The sequence below is a fragment of the Wolbachia endosymbiont (group B) of Aricia artaxerxes genome (assembly GCF_964026975.1).
In the GTDB taxonomy this organism is placed as follows: Bacteria; Pseudomonadota; Alphaproteobacteria; order Rickettsiales; family Anaplasmataceae; genus Wolbachia.
The window spans coordinates 1,361,301-1,380,198 of the sequence record NZ_OZ034718.1 but is presented as its reverse complement, the minus strand read 5'-3'; the positions used below and the strand labels follow the sequence as shown (position 1 = coordinate 1,380,198).

At 34.6% G+C, this 18,898-nt stretch carries 16 protein-coding genes, 1 tRNA gene, 2 rRNA genes and 1 pseudogene; 15 read left to right on the top strand and 5 right to left on the bottom strand.

The genetic code is table 11. The features are described 5' to 3' along the window. Positions 1-34: 34 nt before the first annotated feature. Positions 35-1,768, bottom strand: a complete 1,734-nt coding sequence (locus AAGE00_RS06360; RefSeq protein ID WP_007302504.1) for a hypothetical protein — start codon at positions 1,766-1,768, stop codon at positions 35-37. Positions 1,769-2,450: 682 nt separating this feature from the next. On the opposite strand from AAGE00_RS06360, the gene pheS reads away from it, so the two are divergent. From pheS to ruvC, 12 genes are all read left to right on the top strand, one after another. Further along, on the top strand, positions 2,451-3,494 hold the full coding sequence (pheS, locus tag AAGE00_RS06355; protein WP_019236907.1) for a phenylalanine--tRNA ligase subunit alpha: 1,044 nt from the start codon (positions 2,451-2,453) through the stop codon (positions 3,492-3,494). Further along, on the top strand, positions 3,495-4,730 hold the full coding sequence (locus AAGE00_RS06350) for an NTP transferase domain-containing protein (RefSeq protein WP_019236908.1): 1,236 nt from the start codon (positions 3,495-3,497) through the stop codon (positions 4,728-4,730). A gap of 82 nt (positions 4,731-4,812) precedes the next feature. After that, positions 4,813-5,283, top strand: a complete 471-nt coding sequence (locus AAGE00_RS06345) for a P44/Msp2 family outer membrane protein (RefSeq protein ID WP_052264904.1) — start codon at positions 4,813-4,815, stop codon at positions 5,281-5,283. Between the two features lie 234 nt (positions 5,284-5,517). After that, positions 5,518-5,982 (top strand): outer membrane beta-barrel protein, encoded by a 465-nt coding sequence (locus AAGE00_RS06340; RefSeq protein WP_213863918.1) that lies wholly within the window; start codon positions 5,518-5,520, stop codon positions 5,980-5,982. A gap of 228 nt (positions 5,983-6,210) precedes the next feature. Continuing rightward, the gene (rplU, locus tag AAGE00_RS06335) at positions 6,211-6,513 is read left to right on the top strand and encodes a 50S ribosomal protein L21 (RefSeq protein WP_007302510.1); all 303 of its coding nucleotides are present in this window, start codon (positions 6,211-6,213) and stop codon (positions 6,511-6,513) included. A 10-nt stretch (positions 6,514-6,523) separates the two neighbouring features. Then, positions 6,524-6,793: a 50S ribosomal protein L27 gene (rpmA, locus tag AAGE00_RS06330; RefSeq protein WP_006012184.1), complete on the top strand. Its 270-nt coding sequence runs from the start codon at positions 6,524-6,526 to the stop codon at positions 6,791-6,793. 8 nt (positions 6,794-6,801) lie between these two features. Continuing rightward, positions 6,802-6,878: transfer RNA gene (locus tag AAGE00_RS06325), tRNA-Ile, on the top strand. A gap of 39 nt (positions 6,879-6,917) precedes the next feature. Next, a complete protein-coding gene (metK, locus tag AAGE00_RS06320; RefSeq protein ID WP_019236911.1) occupies positions 6,918-8,084 on the top strand; it encodes a methionine adenosyltransferase in 1,167 nt (388 codons plus the stop codon). Positions 8,085-8,193: 109 nt separating this feature from the next. After that, positions 8,194-8,859 carry a TenA family protein gene (locus tag AAGE00_RS06315; protein ID WP_007302512.1) on the top strand — a complete coding sequence of 222 codons (666 nt, stop codon included), beginning with the start codon at positions 8,194-8,196 and terminating at the stop codon, positions 8,857-8,859. A 39-nt stretch (positions 8,860-8,898) separates the two neighbouring features. After that, positions 8,899-9,558 (top strand): TenA family protein, encoded by a 660-nt coding sequence (locus AAGE00_RS06310; RefSeq protein WP_007302513.1) that lies wholly within the window; start codon positions 8,899-8,901, stop codon positions 9,556-9,558. A 47-nt stretch (positions 9,559-9,605) separates the two neighbouring features. Then, complete coding sequence (locus AAGE00_RS06305; protein WP_019236912.1) at positions 9,606-10,433, top strand: cytochrome c oxidase subunit 3; 828 nt, start codon at positions 9,606-9,608, stop codon at positions 10,431-10,433. Continuing rightward, positions 10,434-10,922: a crossover junction endodeoxyribonuclease RuvC gene (gene ruvC / locus AAGE00_RS06300; protein ID WP_341815217.1), complete on the top strand. Its 489-nt coding sequence runs from the start codon at positions 10,434-10,436 to the stop codon at positions 10,920-10,922. A 25-nt stretch (positions 10,923-10,947) separates the two neighbouring features. On the opposite strand, the gene ruvX is transcribed toward ruvC, so the two are convergent. The 3 genes from ruvX to AAGE00_RS06285 are packed head-to-tail and all read right to left on the bottom strand — an operon-like array spanning position 10,948 to position 14,376. Next, positions 10,948-11,415: a Holliday junction resolvase RuvX gene (gene ruvX, locus AAGE00_RS06295; protein WP_341815216.1), complete on the bottom strand. Its 468-nt coding sequence runs from the start codon at positions 11,413-11,415 to the stop codon at positions 10,948-10,950. 57 nt (positions 11,416-11,472) lie between these two features. Then, positions 11,473-13,257 (bottom strand): ribonucleoside-diphosphate reductase subunit alpha, encoded by a 1,785-nt coding sequence (locus AAGE00_RS06290; protein ID WP_341815215.1) that lies wholly within the window; start codon positions 13,255-13,257, stop codon positions 11,473-11,475. A 48-nt stretch (positions 13,258-13,305) separates the two neighbouring features. After that, positions 13,306-14,376 (bottom strand): methyltransferase domain-containing protein, encoded by a 1,071-nt coding sequence (locus tag AAGE00_RS06285; RefSeq protein ID WP_007302520.1) that lies wholly within the window; start codon positions 14,374-14,376, stop codon positions 13,306-13,308. Positions 14,377-14,707: 331 nt separating this feature from the next. Here AAGE00_RS06285 and AAGE00_RS06280 point away from each other — a divergent pair. The 3 genes and pseudogenes from AAGE00_RS06280 to AAGE00_RS07985 all read left to right on the top strand — a co-directional run. Continuing rightward, a 23S ribosomal RNA gene (locus AAGE00_RS06280) occupies positions 14,708-17,472 on the top strand. Between the two features lie 67 nt (positions 17,473-17,539). Next, positions 17,540-17,646, top strand: a 5S ribosomal RNA gene (gene rrf, locus AAGE00_RS06275). Positions 17,647-17,837: 191 nt separating this feature from the next. After that, positions 17,838-18,695: pseudogene (locus AAGE00_RS07985) on the top strand (IS66 family transposase); the annotation flags it as partial. Here AAGE00_RS07985 and AAGE00_RS06270 read toward each other — a convergent pair. Next, positions 18,674-18,895: a hypothetical protein gene (locus tag AAGE00_RS06270; protein WP_341815214.1), complete on the bottom strand. Its 222-nt coding sequence runs from the start codon at positions 18,893-18,895 to the stop codon at positions 18,674-18,676. The pseudogene AAGE00_RS07985 and the gene AAGE00_RS06270 overlap by 22 nt on opposite strands. Positions 18,896-18,898: the final 3 nt, after the last annotated feature.

Below are 18,898 nucleotides of genomic sequence, written 5' to 3'. Positions count from 1 at the left end.
AAATAAATAATTATATCACAAAAGATCTTATTTGTTAGATGTGCAAAGGAAGATCTTTTTCACTTATCTGCTCAATAGATTCTACAGAATATTCAGAATATAGAAAGTAAGCCAGGTTCAAAACGCACAGTGTAATTAATATCGGTAACCCTATGTTTAATGTTAGACCGATACTTTTCCTTTTTTCTGTTGGCACCAATTCCTTTAAAATTGACACTTTTCCCAGCGGCAAGTGCCATAGCCAGAGTGCTGATATAGAAGCTGCTACTAAAAATAGACAAAGATAAGTCTCTTTCGAGGAAAATACAGTTTTTAATGGTGATTTGAGCCCAATATTAGTAGGCAATCGAGTTTTAGCTTCATTTGTTTTTGGTAAATGTTCTACAGCTTTGCTTGGCAAAATTTCATGAGAAATATTTCGAGGCTGTGGAGAAGATTGTATAGGAATGCCCGAAACTAATTTGAGCAATTGCACTGTTTTTCTATATACTTGCTTTTGTAAGTATTCTTTACCTAGAAGTGAGTTATTAGGAGGTTGTGGCCTTTTGAGTACCTCTAGCACTTCTGATATCTCATCTGATTCTAATACTTCATGTAATTGTTTATCTTGAAAGTAAACAATATTAAATATTAAGTTGAAAATATTGTGAAATGTCTCTGGGTCTTGATTTTTATATCCATTCATCACTTCAATAAATATTTCATCGAGTTTTTTTTCTCTACGCTCAATCTGGTTATCTATCATAGCTACTCTAGCATCATTTTGAGCTTGTTTTACGATAGATTGTTTTTCTTCTTCTGATAGTTCTTGAGCTTGCTTTTTTGACTTCTTTTTTCTGTTAGTTTTAAAATAATCTGTGTGCGACCTGGTTTGACCTATATCCCGCTCTGTTTCTTGAGGGACTAAATTTCCTATACTACCCTCTGTTATCCGAGTGGCTGACACTGGTTCTTTCTCTTCTTGGTCAAGTGCTGGAATAACACCAGGTGGCATATTGTTACTCTGTATAGAAAATTTGGGCAGTTGTGGGAAAAAGAATTGTGCCGTATTAAAAAAATTGAATGGCTGAAAAAGAGACCTAAACCAGGAAATATTTTCATGCATTGTAGCAACAATTACTGGTGCACGTGTAATTTGCTTTCTGTTACTTGCTATATTGTAGCCAAACGAACCTTGCACAATTTGTTTATCTTGCGTGTTTCTTTTTTCAATCACATTTTCGTTTTTATTTTCAGTTTCTTCTATTTGTAATGTATCTTGACTTTGCTCCTCACTTTTGGCTTTTTCTACATGTTTTAGCTGCTTATTCAAGAATATCTCGATTTGTTGCAAGCTATTGAGGTTGATGTTTTTAACGTTTGTTTGTAGCGTTATCGTTATGCCCTGCATGAGGATTTGAATTGGAGCATTATTTATGAATTCTTCTACAGTTTTATTAGCTTTATGGTAGTTATTATATAATTCTTCACTTTCTTTTGCTACTTTTATATTGGCTGTGAAGTTTTTCTCCTGAGAAAGGCTGGTTTCAAAAAAGTCAATCAAATGTTTTATTTGAGGTAATATTGTATTAGGGTTTACCTCTGTCAGTAGCTTGAGCTTAAATGAAAACTCTTGCGTATCACTTGTAATATTTTTTGAGCGAATGGTGCTAATCTCCAGCACTTCATTAGAAAATGCTTTACTTATTTCTTTAGATCTATCCTTAAAAAACTTAGGTAAACCCTCAATTTCGTATTTTTTCTTAGTTTCTATGTTACTACTATGCATGAGTAAATTTTTTAATGTAGAGTGAAATAAAAAACATAATTAGTCAATAAATTAATAATTATAGCACTCTTACATAATAGTAGCGTGTTGGATTCAATAAGAGCAGAAAAAGTTACTTTACAAATCTCATCAATCTTCTTATCATAACAATAAGAGTGTTTATCCTTGTTTTTAATCTCTGCAGATTTAACAACAAAATTCAGTAAAAAACTCAGGTATATATTGGCAGATTACATAAAATTATAGCGGCTGCATGTCTTTTTTATTTTTTCTACATTCAGCCAAAACGCGCTTTAAATAAGCGTTAGCACATTATTACAATGCCGATTTACATTATTATAGGGTCAAAACTCACTACTGGGGGATTCTTTTGCCTTTTTTTCGCTTGGTGAATTTTTTAATATTCTGGATTAGTTAGTAGTCCTATAGAGATAGCACTTGATGCTGGAATTCAGGAATTTTTTGAGCACGAAAGTTATGCTAAGTTTTTATTGTTAAGTAAAGGCTGGATTCCAGTGTCGGAGCACTGGAATGACAGAAGAAGGAAACACTCGGATAGGGGCAATTTTAATGATACCAATCATAGAGATCAGCTACTCTGATGACAACTTTTTATCCAAATAGTTTTATTGATGATATTAAAGATTGCACTATAATGAAAGTTTAAGCTAGCGTTTTTAAGGTGAATAAAGAGCTAATAAGTGAAATACCTTTACTTGAAGATAAGGCAGTTTCTGAGATTGAAAATGCTGCTTCTTTGAAGGATTTAGAAAAAGTTAGGTTGTCATACTTGGGGAGAAAGGGTGTAGTAAAAGCTTATTTCGATGACTTAAAGAATATAGATGATGCAGGAGAGAAACGCGACCTAGGTGCAGTGATTAATGTTTTACGCAATAAGATAGACCAGCTTATAACAAGCAAAGAAAATGAACTGAAAGATAAAGAAGTTAAGTTAAAACTGCAAAATGAAGCAGTTGATATCACACTGCCTGTCAGACCAGAAAGAATTGGCAAGATTCATCCACTCAGTAAAGTTATAAGTGAAGTGAAGCTCATTTTTGCGCATATGGGCTTTAAAGCAGTTGATGGTCCTGATATTGAAGATGAATTTCACGTATTTGATGCATTAAATACTCCAAGTCACCACCCTGCACGAGAGGAGCAAGATACCTTCTATTTAAGGAATAAAATAAATGATAAAAGAATGGTGCTGCGCACTCATACCTCATCTGTGCAGATTAGAACCATGGAAAAGACAAAAACTTTTCCAATTAAAATAGTGGCTGCAGGCAGGGTATACAGAAATGACTTTGATGCAACTCACACTCCTATGTTTCATCAGATAGAAGGACTTTATGTTAATGAAAATGTCAATATGGGCCAATTAAAATTTACTATTCATTGCTTCCTTAGTAAATTTTTCGGAGATAAGGGTCTAAGAATACGCTTTCGTAATAGTTTTTTCCCTTTTACTGAACCTTCTGCGGAAGTGGACATAAGCTATAAAGATAGTAAATGGATTGAAGTACTTGGATGTGGTATGGTGCATCCAAATGTCTTTAAAAATGTTGGAATAGACGATACTAAATACAGTGGCTTTGCATTTGGGATTGGTATAGAAAGGCTAGCAATGCTGAAATATCAAATTAGTGATCTAAGGAGCTTTTACGACAATAGAGTTAGTTGGCTCAACCATTATGGTTTTCATTTTTCGTCTTTAAGATAAGTGACAAATAAATCTTATACATTTGTTGTACTTGCTGCTGGGCATAGTGAACGAATGAATTCAAGCTTGCCTAAGGTTCTGCACAAAATAGGTAATTTCTCCATGCTTGAGCATGTCATTTACAATGCAAAGCAGCTGAATCCTGAAAAAATAGTTATTGTAGTCGATTTGCCTTTAACTCAAAGGCTGAAATGCTTTGAGGGTATAAAACTAATTACACAAGAGTCAACGCTCGGCACGGGAGATGCAGTCAAAATTGCAATGAGGAACCTGAAAGAATTGTCAGATATAGTTGTTGTGCAGTATGGGGATACTCCACTAATAAAAAGCAGCACAATAACTAAAATGATAAGCTGCTTAGGAGAGAGCAATGCTTTAGTTTGTCTTGGGTTTAAAACTAATAATAAAGGATACGGTAGACTAATTATTGAGAACGGTTCCCTAAGAGAAATCGTAGAAGCACAAAATGGTAGAAATAATGATGAGGAATTTCTTGCTAATGCCGGAATAATGGTTGCACGTGAAAAGAATCTACGTGAATTGGTGGAGAAAATAGAGTGTAATAACCAAGCTCATGAATATTACTTGACCGATATCGTTGCCATTGCAGTAAAGAGTAATTTAAATGTCGGCTATGTTATTGCTGATGAGGAGGAGGCAACTGGCATAAATAATAGGAATGACCTTGCAACGGCCGAGTTTTACTTTCAAGAAGAAAAAAGAAAGTTTTTCACTAACTCTGGAGTAACGCTTGTTGCTCCAGAAACTGTTTTCTTCTCTCTTGATACGCAAATTGGTATGGATTCGATTGTTTACCCATACGTTTTTTTTGGTCCTGGAGTAAAAATAGGATCTGGTGTTAGGGTTGGTCCATTTGCCAAATGTGAAAATACAACAATAGGTGATGGTGCAATCATAGGTAATTTTGTTGAAACAAAAGCAAGTGATATAGGTATAAATACTAAGATAAAGCATTTAAGTTATATAGGAAATACTCAGGTAGGGCAGGGGAGTAACATAGGTGCAGGTACCGTTATTTGTAATTATGATGGGAAAAAGAAACATAGAACAAATATTGGAAGCAATTGTTTTATTGGTGCCAATAGTTCATTAATTGCACCGCTTAATGTTCATGATGACTCTCTAGTTGCAGCAGGTAGCGTTGTAGTCAAAGATGTGCCAAAGGGAAGTCTGGCAATTGCAAGAGAAAGACAAATAACAAAAAAAATAAAATAATTCCAATTTTTTACTTGCAATTTATACTATTTTTAATATTTATATGCTTGTATATGCATATATTAATCTTTGGAGGATAAAAATGAAAAAGTTACTTACTTTGTTGGCTTGCTGTTCTTTGTCAGCACCGTCTTTTGGAGTTGATTGGGTTAAAGATAGAACCTACACCTCTTCGTCATATGGCATGCTTGGTGTTAATTATGATCTTGGCTATCATTGTACAGATAGCATTAAAATTTCATTTGGTCCTGCAGTTAAACTTGTTATGAGTGAAGGGATTTTAGACGCGGGACTTATGACAAAGCTTCATTATCATTATAAATTTGAAAATACAGATATTACTCCTTATGTTACTTTTGGTATAGGAGGAGTTGCTAAAATTCCTCTTTCAGAAAATCAAGGGCCAGACGTAGAAGAATTTTTTTCTTATCAAATAGGTTCTGGTATTAATCTTCCACTTTCTGAGAGAACAAGTGTTTTTGCTGGCTACAAGCTGCAGAAGTTTCATGAACTTTCGCATGGGGTTGAATTTGGAATGAGTTTTAATTTGTAAGCTCCGATTGAATGTTTTTAGTGAAGTCTGGTTTGAATTTTTGTTGAAAAAAAGCAAGTGATATAGGCTAAAATGATGATTGCAGTAGGTAACAAAATGTGACAAAGAGAAGTTTGGCAATTGCAAGAGAAAGGCAAGTAGCTAAGAAAGTGATTCCGATTTTATTATGTAAGTTATGTAATTTTTAACTTTTCTGTGAGTATATATGCGTATATTCATGGTTAGAGGGTAAAAATGAAAAAATTACTTACTTTAGTAGTCTGCTGTTTTCTGTCAGCACCGTCTTTTGGAGTTGATTGGATTAGAGATAGAATCTATACTTCGTCGTCATATGGCAATCTTGGTGTTAATTATGATCTTGGCTATCATTATACAGATAGTGTTAAAATTTCGGTTGGTTCTGTAGTTAAACCTACTCTCAATAGTCAGTATAACCTTACTGGACTAGAGGTGGGACTTATGGCAAAGCTTCATTATCATCATCAATTTGAAAGTACGGATATTACTCCTTATATTACTTTTGGCACAGGAGGCATTATTGCAATGTCTCAAAAACAAGAAGGATTTTTTTCCTACCAGATAGGTGCTGGTATTAATCTTCCACTTTCTGAGAGAACGAATGTTTTCGCTGGCTATAAACTTCACAAGTTCAGTAATTTTTCTCATGGGTTTGAACTTGGAATGAGTTTTAATTTATAAGCTCCGATTGAATGTTTTTAGTGAAAGCTTGAGTTTTTATTAACATCATAAAGTTTTCATGAGAAGAAGGGAATTTAAGGTGAATGTTAAGAATAGTCAGGTTTTAAAACTTGACTACTCTCCAAGGAAAAGCAGATAAAGATAGAAGTATTTCATGTTTTTATTTATATTGACAGTATGTGTAACATCATTTACGATTAATGTTAATAACAATAATTGATATTTGTCATGTTTGCAGTAATCGAAACTGGTGGAAAGCAGTATTTAGTAAAAAAAGGCAGCATAATTAAAGTAGAAAGATTACAAGCTGAAGAAAAAGAGGAAGTGGAAATCAATAAAGTGATTTGTGTTTCAAACAATGGCTTATCTTGTTCATCTAATGCTGTTGTTAAAGCTGAAGTACTGGAGCAGTGTAGAGATAAAAAAATTATAATCTTTAAGAAAAAGAGAAGAAAAAATTACCGTAGGAAAAATGGTCATAGGCAGTATATTACTGTTCTTCGTATCAATGAAATTAGTCTTCAAAAGTAAGAGGTAAGATATGGCAACTAAAAAATCAGGTGGTAGTTCCTGTAATGGTAGAGATTCGGCAGGGCGTCGACTCGGGATAAAGAAGAATGGTGAGGTTATTCCAGGTAACATAATTGTACGTCAAAGAGGTACAAAATTTCATCCTGGAAAGAATGTTGGTATGGGTAAAGATCATACGATTTTTGCTAAAACGAAAGGCTGGGTGAGTTTTAGAAAATCAGCAAATAAAAAGACGTTTATTGATGTTGTGCCTACAGATGATATGCAAGCCTTGGCTTGAATAGATACGGGTCTGTAGCTCAGGTGGTTAGAGCGCACGCCTGATAAGCGTGAGGTCGGAGGTTCAACTCTTCCCAGACCCACCATTTAAATTTGCAATAGTTTTGATATCGTGTAACTAAGCGATGGTTTTACATAAGAATTCAGTAACCAGTGAATCAGTAGCAGCCGGTCATCCAGACAAAGTAGCAGACCAGATTTCAGATGCAATACTTGACGAATACCTTTTTAATGACTCTTCCTCTCGTACTGCAATAGAGACTTTAGTTACTAAAGATAATGTTATTATAGCTGGGGAAGTATTTGGGCCGAACATTGAAAATAGCAAGATTGAAAGTATTGTACGGAATACAATAAAAGATATTGGTTATGAGCATGATGGTTTCCACTGGGAAACAGTGAAAGTAAATATATTACTACATGAACAATCAAATGACATTGCAATAGGTGTGGATCAAGGTGCTGGGGATCAGGGCATAATGTATGGCTATGCAACAATAGAGACAGAAAGCCTCATGCCAGCACCCATTTTTTATGCACACTCGATTCTGAGAAATATCATGAGTATGGTCAAAGGGGTAAAGCTTGGTCCGGATGCAAAATCGCAAATCACTTTGGCGTATGAGAATAACCTTCCAGTGCGTGCTGAAAGTATTGTTGTTTCAATACAGCATCTTGAGGATCTGAGTCAATCGAAAGTGAAGGAAATAATTTATCCTTACATAGCTTCATCTTTACCTGAAGGGTGGATGTGCCCTAAAGAAAATCTCTTAGTCAATCCAACAGGTAGATTTGTTATTGGTGGACCAGTTGGTGATTGTGGATTAACCGGACGAAAAATTATGGTTGATACTTATGGAGGCTATATTCCACACGGTGGAGGAGCGTTTTCTGGAAAAGATGCAACAAAAGTTGATAGATCCGCAGCTTATATGGCGAGATACCTTGCTAAAAATATTGTCTTTGCAGGTTTAGCTGAACGTTGTCTTGTGCAGCTTTCTTATGCAATTGGTGTCTCAAAACCTACTTCATTTTACATTGATACATTTGGCACGAATACAATAGATGAAGAGAGGATTAAAGGGTTTATTGAAGGTAACATAGATTTATCAACTAAAGGCATAATAAGACATTTATCACTTAATCGTCCTATATATAAACGTACAGCCTGCTATGGGCATTTTGGTAAAAAGTTAGAAAGTGATGGTGGATTTTCTTGGGAAGGTGTGGACTTATCTACTGATTTTTGTAAAGAATTTAATATAGAAGAAGAAAAGAGAGAATTTCTTTAAACTATTAAACTCTTTTATTTCTAGCTTGATACTGATATAATAACTTATTATAAATTGTAAGTAACTTTTTAGTAACTATACTAGTTTTAATATTTATGAGGCTTACAAGATGTCCAACAAACCAAAAGAAGAATTTTATGATATTGCTATAAAAGAATCATCTGATCTTATTGAAGAAATAAAAGAACATCCTTTCAATGTTGAATTGATAAACAATACGCTAGATTATGAAAAGTTCAAAATTTATCTTCAGCAGGATTTTTTATATTTAGTGGACTGTACTCGTGCTTTATTGATTATTGCAGCTAAAGTTGATGACATTGAAATAATGGGCAGTTTGGTTAATGTAGCAAGGGGAACATTTGCGGTTCGAAAGCAGTATACTGAATATTTTGAGACTTGTGATTTATCCGATAATCATAAAAAATCAAAATCTTGTTCTGCTTTTACTGATTTTTTTATGCGTGCTGCATATCATAATTCTGTTGCTGAAGCTTTAGCAGCGTCTTATCCTTGTTTTAATATATACCAAATTATTATAAATCATATGGTAGGAGAGGTTATGCCTAAAAAAGTTGAAGATCACAGATATCAAGGGTGGATTGATATCTATAATAACACAGTAATGAATGCTACGATTAATCAAGTTACTGACGTTGCAAATAATCTATATGCAAAGGCTGGTGATTGTGAGAGGAAAAAGATGCGTGAGTTTTTTAAGAGAGGTCTAGAGCTAGAAATAATGTTTTGGGATGAGATGTATTCTCTAGCATAATCTGTAGTATTAACACTAAATTATATTCTAGTTTATGTGATGTTTAGTGGTATAATTAAGAGTTATTATGGGTCAAATCTTTTAAAGGATATTATTGAGCATCCTTTCAATGTTGAATTAGCAAATAATACTTTAAACATAGAAAACTTCAAATTTTATATACAACAAGATGCATTCTTTTTAGCTGATTATGTTCGTACTGTTTTAATGACTGCATCAAAAATGGAGAGTTGTAATAACATTGTTCCATTGATTGGGGTGGCTAAAGGAGGAATAGAGATTATGAGAGTGTTATACGACCACTACTTTACTGTATACTCCATAAATCGTGGAGAAAAGTCGCTTGAATGTTTCAATTTTACTAACTTTCTTTTGTCTACTTCGTATAGCGACATTTATGAAGCTGTAACAGTTCTTTACTCTTGCCATTTTATATATAAAATTATTGTTGATAATATGAGAAATAAAATTAAAAAAAATAATAGATATAAGGATTGGTTTGATTTTTTTGGCGGTAGTTTGATGGAATCTGGATGTGTTGCTTTGGAAGATATTGTTGACGAGTATTGTAACAAAGCAAGGGAAAGTGAAAGAACCAGAATGCTTGAATTATTTAAAATAACTGCACAATTTGAGTTAGACTTTTGGAATAGCGCATATAATTTTTCAAAATTTGATCAAGATTTTAAGAAATATTGACAATTTTAAGCTAATTTGTATGCTTGATATGTATTTTTGAAGGTGATATGAAAAGTAAAGAACATGATTTTCATTTAGTGGACCCAAGTCCCTGGCCAATTGCTATATCAGCAGCAATTCTTGTTCTTGCACTTGGATTAGTTGGTACACTCCATAAACAAATTTCTGGAATATTTGGTTTAGTTTTGGGAATCTCTGCGGTATCAGGAGTGCTGTTTTATTGGTGGAGAGATGTAATAAGAGAAGCAATTTATGATAAATGCCATACTGCCATTGTAAAACATGGACTCAAGCTTGCAATGTACTTATTTATCCTCTCGGAAGTTGTGTTTTTTATAGCGTTCTTTTGTTCATTCTTTAAAGCCTGGCTTGATCCGGTTTTTTTATTTGAAGCGTTTTCTCCTACAAAAAAAGTTGAATGGCCCCCTGAAGGGATTTTACCACCGGATCCGTGGTCGTTACCATTTATGAATACACTAATATTATTACTTTCTGGTACAACGATTACTTCAGCACATCATTTTTTACTTGAAAATGATCAAAAGAGCATGATTAAAATGCTGTCTATAACTATATTGCTTGGGATGTTCTTTATAATAGTGCAAGCAATTGAGTATTATGAAGCAAGTTTTTCTCTACAAGAAGCGGGAGAGAAACTTATCTATACATCCAACTTTTACATGATTACTGGTTTTCATTGTGTACATGTTATAATAGGGATAATATTCTTGTCAGTATGTTTATTTAGAGCTCGAAAAAATCAGATTACACCTCAAGATCATTTATGTTTTGAGTTTGCTTCTTGGTATTGGCACTTCGTTGATGTAGTTTGGATATTTTTATTTTTGTTTGTTTATTGGCTCAGCATTTATTAAGTGATTAAGATAATAGGTCTAGATCCAGGAATAAGCAAAACTGGTTGGGCAATTATCAATCTGGAAGAAAAAAATAGTATTGAATTTTTGGGTGGTGGTGCCATATCAACTGATAGTAAGTTGGGTACAGGTGAGCGTTTACATATAATTTTTGAAGAATTAAAGAAAGTAATTTCTCTATACTCTCCAAATGAAGCTGCAGTAGAGAAAATTTTTGTTAATAAGAACCCAAAATCTTCGCTAACTTTAGGATATGCAAGAGCGATTGCAATTTTAATATTACGAATGACGGATTTACCCATGAATGAATATGATGCAAACTATATAAAAAAGAGCATTACTGGAAATGGTCATGCTGATAAGGATCAGATTATATTTATGGTGAAGCAAATAGTTAAAAACTTAAATATAAAATGTCATCATACTGCTGATGCTCTTGCTACAGCAATTTGTCATGCTTATACGAGAAGTTTTTGTTTTATTGAATAGTTTTACATGAATTCAGTTGAAAAAACTATTTGATGGTATTTATCGTATCTAACGTTCGTTGCAGAATAATACATGCAGCAATTTTATCATCTATTTTTTTTGATTTTGTGATTGATATTCCAGTAATTTTTAGTGCGTGAGTTGCAAGAGATGTTGATAGACTTTCGTCTTGTAGGTATATGTGTACTTTACATTTTTTTATTATTTTATTTGCAAACTGGATTATTGCTTTACACCATTCAGTCTCTTGGTCATCTATTTTGAATGGTAGTCCTATTACCATTGATCCAGCTTCATTTTCTTTAAGCACTCTATTTAGATAACCTAAATCTTTGCTCATATTTCTTCTATAATATATACTATGAGCTGTAGCTATAAGCTGTGTTTTATCACTAAATGCTATGCCTATTTGTTTTTCTCCCATATCAAGGCACATTATACGTTTATCTCTTGGAATAGACTTTAGAAATTCATCTGGATTTCTATGTAGCATCTATGAAAACATAACTTTTGTACAATTGTATTTTTGTGACAGTAAGTTATGTACAGTCTACTGGCATGATAGACATTCATCATAATTAATATCTGTTTTTTGTTGCAATATTTCACTTTTTTTGAATATGTCATGTGAGACCTTGTCAGCTCTCTGCATTGATTGTGATCTGCAGTAATACAAGCTTTTTAATCCTTTTTTCCAAGCAAGCATATGTATTTTGTGTAAGTAACGTTTATGCACATTGGCAGGTAAGAACAGATTTACTGATTGAGATTGACAAATATAAGGAGTTCTATCACTTGCATGTTCTATGATCCATTGTTGATCAAGTTCGTATGCTGTTTTAAATGTCAGTTTTTCATGCTTGCTAAGAAAATCTAAATGCTGAACAGAACCCTCATTTGTTGAAATTGAGGACCATATTTCATCATTGTCTTGATTTTTTTCTGCTAGTAGTTTTTGCAAGAATTTATTTCGTACTACAAATGAACCTGTAAGTGTCTTCTGTATAAATACGTTTGCTGCATATGGCTCTATTCCAGGGGAAGTGTTGCCTGCGATAATCGAAATTGAGGCAGTTGGAGCAATAGCGAGCTTATGTGTAAACCTTTCCATTAGATCGATTTCTTTAGCATCAAGACATGGCCCTTTTTCTTCTGCTAATTTTTTAGAAACTACATCTGCTTGCTCGCGCAAATGCTTAAATACTTTTTTATTCCATTGTTGGGCTGTTACTGATTCAAAAGGAACCATTTTACTTTGTAAAAATGAATGAAAACCCATCACGCCAAGACCGATACTACGCTCTCTTATTGCGGAATATTTTGCTCGCTGTATTTCATTTGGTGCTTGGTTTATGAAATCCTCTAATACATTATCAAGAAAACGCATTATATCTTCTATGAAAAGCTCATTATCTTTCCATTCTTCGTAGTATTCAAGATTTACGGATGATAAACAACATACAGCAGTGCGTGACTTTTTCAGGTGATCGTAACCTGTAGTTAAAGTTATTTCACTGCATAGGTTTGACATTTTGATGTCTAAGTTGAGTTTTTTGTAAGATTCTGGCTTATTGTTATTTGTTGCATCAAGGAAAATAATGTAAGGTTCTCCAGTTTCAACTCTTGCTGTTAATATTTTAATCCATATATCCCGTGCTTTTACTGTTGAAATAACTTTATTGTTATGAGGGCTTATTAAATCCCATTCTTGATCATCTTCAACAGCTTGCATAAACTTATCTGTTACTATTACAGCATGATGTATATTTAATGCTTTGCGATTTGGGTCACCACCAGTTGGCTTACGTAAATCTAGAAACTCTTCTATTTCTGGATGCCATACAGGAAGATAAACTGCTGAGCTTCCTCTTCTTAAGGATCCTTGGCTGATTGCAAGCGTCAGAGCATTTTGTACTACGATAAATGGCACAATTCCTGATGTTTTACCGCTACCTTTGACACTTTCACCAATTGAACGTAAATTTCCCCAATAACTACCTATTCCACCACCACGTGCAGCGAGCCAAACATTTTCATTCCATAAATCAACTATTCCCTGCAAGCTATCTTCAGTTTCGTTAAGAAAGCAGGAAATAGGCAATCCTCTCTTGGTACCACCATTACTAAGTATTGGAGTTGAAGGCATGAACCATAAATTGCTCATGTAATCATAAAGACGCTGTGCATGCTCTTTATTATCAGAGTAGTAATTGGCAATACGTATAAAGAGATCTTGATAACTTTCATTTTCTATTAAATACCTGTCCAATAGAACTGCTTTTCCAAAAGCAGTTAATTTACTATCCTTTGCGTAGTTAATAGCAATGTAATTCATAAGACTCCCTTTATGATAATATAGACATTTATTTGAGCGATTTCTCGATTAAGTTGTTAAATTTTTTTGTGGATACTGTAATGCAAACAAGATACCATCAACTTGGCTGCCATATATTTTACAGTAACTCATTTGACTTATTTGCATATTTGTTTCTTTTGCAACATGCTGAATATAATCTTCTGAGTGACGAAAATAATCTCCTTTGTTTACAAAGTCAATACCTTTACCTTCCTTTCTTCTTACTAAACATACAATAACCCCTTTTTTGTTTGTCAATCCTTTTGCTAGTTCCAATTCTGCTAGAAAATCATGTAGATAGTGTAGCACTTCAGCAAAGATAATTACATCATACTGCTGGTTCTTCTCTTGTTTAAGAAACTCTTTCATTTCTGTATGTATTAACTCATCGTAAACAGGTTTACCTTTTATAAGGCATCCTCTTGCAATATTGAGCATTCTATTTGAGATGTCAACTCCTGTTATGCGACTTCTAATATTACTTATTTTTAGGAAGTGACCACATATTCCAGTACCGCAACCAAGGTCGAGTATATTCAGTTTAGAAGTGGAGTTGTTAAAGACTTTTGTAATTATCATGTGTACGAGTTCATGCCCTCTGTATTGTTTGGCAATTAGCCAATGCTCAACAAAATATTCACCTGTGTAATCAAAATATTGTTTTATGAGATTTTCAGGCAATTCCACAATATCTGATGTGTTTGTTATTTTCTTTATATAGTAAGAAGCTTCTTTATGACTACTATCTAATTTTAGGGTTTTTGTTAAATAATTATAAGCTTTGTTAGTATTGCCTACTGCAAAATGACATCTTCCGATATTATACCAGACTAGAGGTAAATTAGGGTAGAATATGCTAATTAACCAAAATCTTAACTTTGCATCTGATATATTACCTTTATAGAAGTGATATAACCCGATTTCAGTGTTGGTATTTAACAGGTTTTTAGATTTTTCAAGAAACACTACAATTTCTTTATGGAGAGTACTGTATTTATCCATAATGAAATTTTTTACTTTTTTACTATTTAATAAGCCAGTGAGCTTGGATATACAATTTAAAGCAAAGTTTTTTATAAAAGATAGATTACTTTTCATACATTAGAAATACTCCAAATGTTCATTTTCATTTTTAGGTAACTAATTTTAACACATTTTATCTTACAAAATATCTTTTTCATTAATTTTTCTGTACATATCAATTTGTCAAATATTTCTTAGATTATAATGTTTAAGATTGCTGGTATATTGTTGTTGATAATAATAGGTAAATGTTTTGTGTAAAAAGGCGTTGACATATGATTTATCAGATTGTAACATATAAAAGATTAGTTTTTAGATGTTTGAAAAGTTTTATGGTAGAGATTATTTAATCTCAATTCAATTGTAAGTTAATATTTAACTCTGCATATTCTACATATAGTCAGATAAATAAATTATTAAGAGCACTTGATGGATGCCTTGGCGTTAAGAGGCGATGAAGGACGTGGCAGGCTGCGATAAGCTGTGGGAAATTGTCAACAAATTTTGATCCGCAGATTTCCGAATGGGGAAACCCAACTAGCTTAGCTAGTTATTATATACTAAGTATATAAAGCAAACTTGGTGAACTGAAATATCTAAGTAGCCAAAGGAAAAGAAATCAACCGAGATTCTGTTAGTAGTGACGAGCGAAAGCGGAAAAGGCTAGTGATTTAAAAATAAGAATTAGAATACTCTGGAAATGGTAACCATAGAAGGTGATAGTCCTGTATAAATAGAAAGTTTTTAAATCCTTGAGTAGAGCGGGGCACGTGAAATCCTGTTTGAATATGGGGGGACCATCCTCCAAGCCTAAATACTCCTTAACGACCGATAGTGAACAAGTACCGTGAGGGAAAGGTGAAAAGAACCCCGGGAGGGGAGTGAAATAGAATCTGAAATCAAGTGCTTACAAACAGTTGGAGCTCTATATCAATTTATTGATATTTAGAGTGACAGCGTACCTTTTGCATAATGGGTCAGCGAGTTAATCTATGAAGCAAGCTTAAGCCGGTAGGTGTAGGCGTAGCGAAAGCAAGTCTGAATAGGGCGTTTAGTTTTATGGATTAGACCCGAAACCAAGTGATCTAGTCATGACCAGATTGAAGGTATGGTAAAACATACTGAAGGATCGAACCAGTTAATGTTGCAACATTATTGGATGAGTTGTGATTAGGGGTGAAAGGCCAATCAAACTTGGAAATAGCTGGTTCTCCGCGAAATCTATTTAGGTAGAGCGTTGTATTTATGTTGTTGGGGGTAGAGCACTGGATAGACTAGGGGGATTCATCATCTTACCAAATCTAACCAAACTCCGAATACCAATAATTAAGTATACAGCAGACACACTATGGGTGCTAAGTCCGTGGTGGAAAGGGAAACAGCCCAGATCACTATCTAAGGTCCCAAAATTACAGCTAAGTGGGAAAGGAAGTAGAAAAACCATTACAGCTAGGAGGTTGGCTTGGAAGCAGCCATCCTTTAAAGAAAGCGTAACAGCTCACTTGTCTAAATAAGTTTTTCTGCGCCGAAAATGTACCGGGGCTAAAGCTGTATACCGAAGATGTGGGTGCTTATTAATTTCGATTAATAGGCGCGGTAGCGGAGCGTTCCGTAAGTCTGTGAAGGTGGTTTGTAAAAACTGCTGGAGATATCGGAAGTGAGAATGCTGACATAAGTAGCGTAAAAGAGTGTGAAAAACACTCTCACCAAAAATCTAAGGGTTCCTACGTTAAGTTAATCTGCGTAGGGTTAGTCGGTTCCTAAGGCGAGTCCGTAAAGGAGTAGTCGATGGCAATTAGGTTAATATTCCTAAACCTCTTAAGTGTGACGGGTTTTGTATTTGTATAGGTCTTATTGGATTGATCTATGCTTAAAAGAAGCTCCAGGAAATAGCACTTATATTTATGAGGCCGTACCGTAAACCGACACTGGTGGATGAGTAGAGTATACTAAGGTGTTGAAAGAATGATGTTGAAGGAACTCGGCAAATTATACCTGTAACTTCGGAAGAAGGGTAACCTGCTTTTAGGCAACTATAAGTAGGTGGCACAAAATAGGGAGTAGCGACTGTTTACTAAAAACACAGGACTCTGCAAACACGTAAGTGGAAGTATAGGGTCTGACGCCTGCCCGGTGCTGGAAGGTTAATAGGAGGGGTGCAAGCTCTGAATTGAAGCCCCAGTAAACGGCGGCCGTAACACTGACGGTCCTAAGGTAGCGAAATTCCTTGTCGGGTAAGTTCCGACCCGCACGAATGGCGTAACGATTTCTCCACTGTCTCCAACATCACTTCAGCGAAATTGAATTCCCCGTGCAGATGCGGGGTACCCGCGGTTAGACGAAGAGACCCCGTGCACCTTTACTATAGCTTTACATTGCTATTAAAAGTGTGATGTGCAGGATAGGTGGGAGACTTTGAAGTTATGGCGCTAGCTATAATGGAGTTAACCTTGAGATACCACCCTTTACACTTTTGATATCTAACTATGTTTCATTATCTGGAACTAGGACATTGTATGGTGGGTAGTTTGACTGGGGCGGTCGCCTCCTAAAAAGTAACGGAGGCGTGCGAAGGTAAGCTAGAGCTGGTCGGAAATCAGCTTGATAGTACAATGGCATAAGCTTGCCTGACTGCGAGGCTGACAAGCCAAGCAGAGACGAAAGTCGGTCATAGTGATCCGGTAATTCTGTATGGAAGGGTTATCGCTCAACGGATAAAAGGTACGCCGGGGATAACAGGCTGATGGTGTTCGAGAGTTCATATCGACGACACCGTTTGGCACCTCGATGTCGACTCATCACATCCTGGGGCTGGAGAAGGTCCCAAGGGTTCGGCTGTTCGCCGATTAAAGTGTTACGTGAGTTGGGTTTAGAACGTCGTGAGACAGTTCGGTTTCTATCTGCCGTGGGTGAAGGAAATTTGAGAAGATCTGACTCTAGTACGAGAGGACCGAGATGTATATACCTCTGGTGTACCAGCTGTTATGCCAATAGCATCGCTGGGTAGCTATGTATAGATGGGATAATTGCTGAAAGCATATAAGCAAGAAACCCTCTTCAAAAAAATTTCCCAATTAAGGCCGTGGGAGACTACCACGTTGATAGGCTAGGTGTAGAAGCATGGTAACATGTGAAGCTAACTGGTACTAATAGCCTGATTGATTTATTTGCTTTCTATATGTGCATATGCAGTGTTAAATATTAAATTAAAATTTATTAAGTCAGAAATTTTTGTTGACTTGGTGGCTATAGCAAAAATGAACCACCCGATCTCATTTCGAACTCGGAAGTGAAACTTTTTAGCGCCGATGATACTTAAAAAGGGAAAGTAGGTCGTTGCCAAGTTTATAAAAATTTCTTCTTATTTATATCTTTTCAGTAGAGCGATGAAACAAGGTAAACATAGAGTAGCTGTGAGGTAATATAACTGATCTTTTAGAACTCTGCGAAAACTTTAAGATAAAAGTAGAAAATTTAAAAGTAGAATTTGTCACTTATTTCCAAATTAGGAGGAGAGATAGCAACATTTAACAAATCATCAAACAATTGATCTTCCGAAAATCAAACTTTATATAATTGAATATTAATTAAGTTGTTGGAGATGAGGAGAAAGAAGAAGTAGCAAACTACCAAAAAGCAGATACATTTGGTCCAATAGTTAGGTGATAATTGTAGCACTCAGTGGATCTTATAAAAATTCAAAACGTGAAAATTATAAGTGATGTTTTTAATGTGAATTGAAAGCGTATCAAATAGTGAATATAGAATTCCCTCAAATACAAAAAGGTGTATGAGCAAATCGAATAAGAAAAGTGAGGTTTTGCGCATCAACGTGTTATAATAAAGGTAAACTTGGTTAGTGCTGAAGCAATACTGCAAGTTTTAAAGGGAAAGAAGATTTAAAAGACAGTGTATGTTGCAATCGTAATAGTCGCTGAAAGGTACTTTGAAACATAGCTGGACTATTGAAGTTAAAATTCTGGGCTGTTACTTAAAAAACGCATCCACTGAATTATTTATGCTAAAAAAAGCTTTATTAAAAAATGAAACAGAAGTGTAAGAAAGTTGCAAAACGTATAAGGTATTACTTGAAGCTACCTATCTGAAGCAACTGGAGCTTCTCAAGTTGCGAAAAATATTTTAAAATCTGAAAGAATGATGTGAAATTTTTTAAGTAAACCAGAAAGTATTCCACTATCACGCTGAACAGCAAATTAGGCATTATATCGTTTACTGTAAAAGCTCATATTTTACGTAATCAGAGCTAGGAACTTGAAAGGATAATTTCATTATACTTAACATGGAAACAAAGAGAACTATACAATCTCCTACCTATCGTTTCTTCAACCACTTCCCTGAACGGGTACTTTTATCAAACTATTCTCTTATTGTAATGAGTTGCTTCTATATTAAAATTTAGCAATTTCCCTCTAGGATTATCTTTATTTTGTTCTAAATATTGGCTTTGTTCAAATGCCATTCCCCATTGTGTACGATAGCTAGACTTTTTATATTCATAAAAACTCTCTTCAGCATTATTTGTATCGAGCTTTTTATCTTGTTTTTTTATACTTTCTACCTCAAGCACCCACATCTA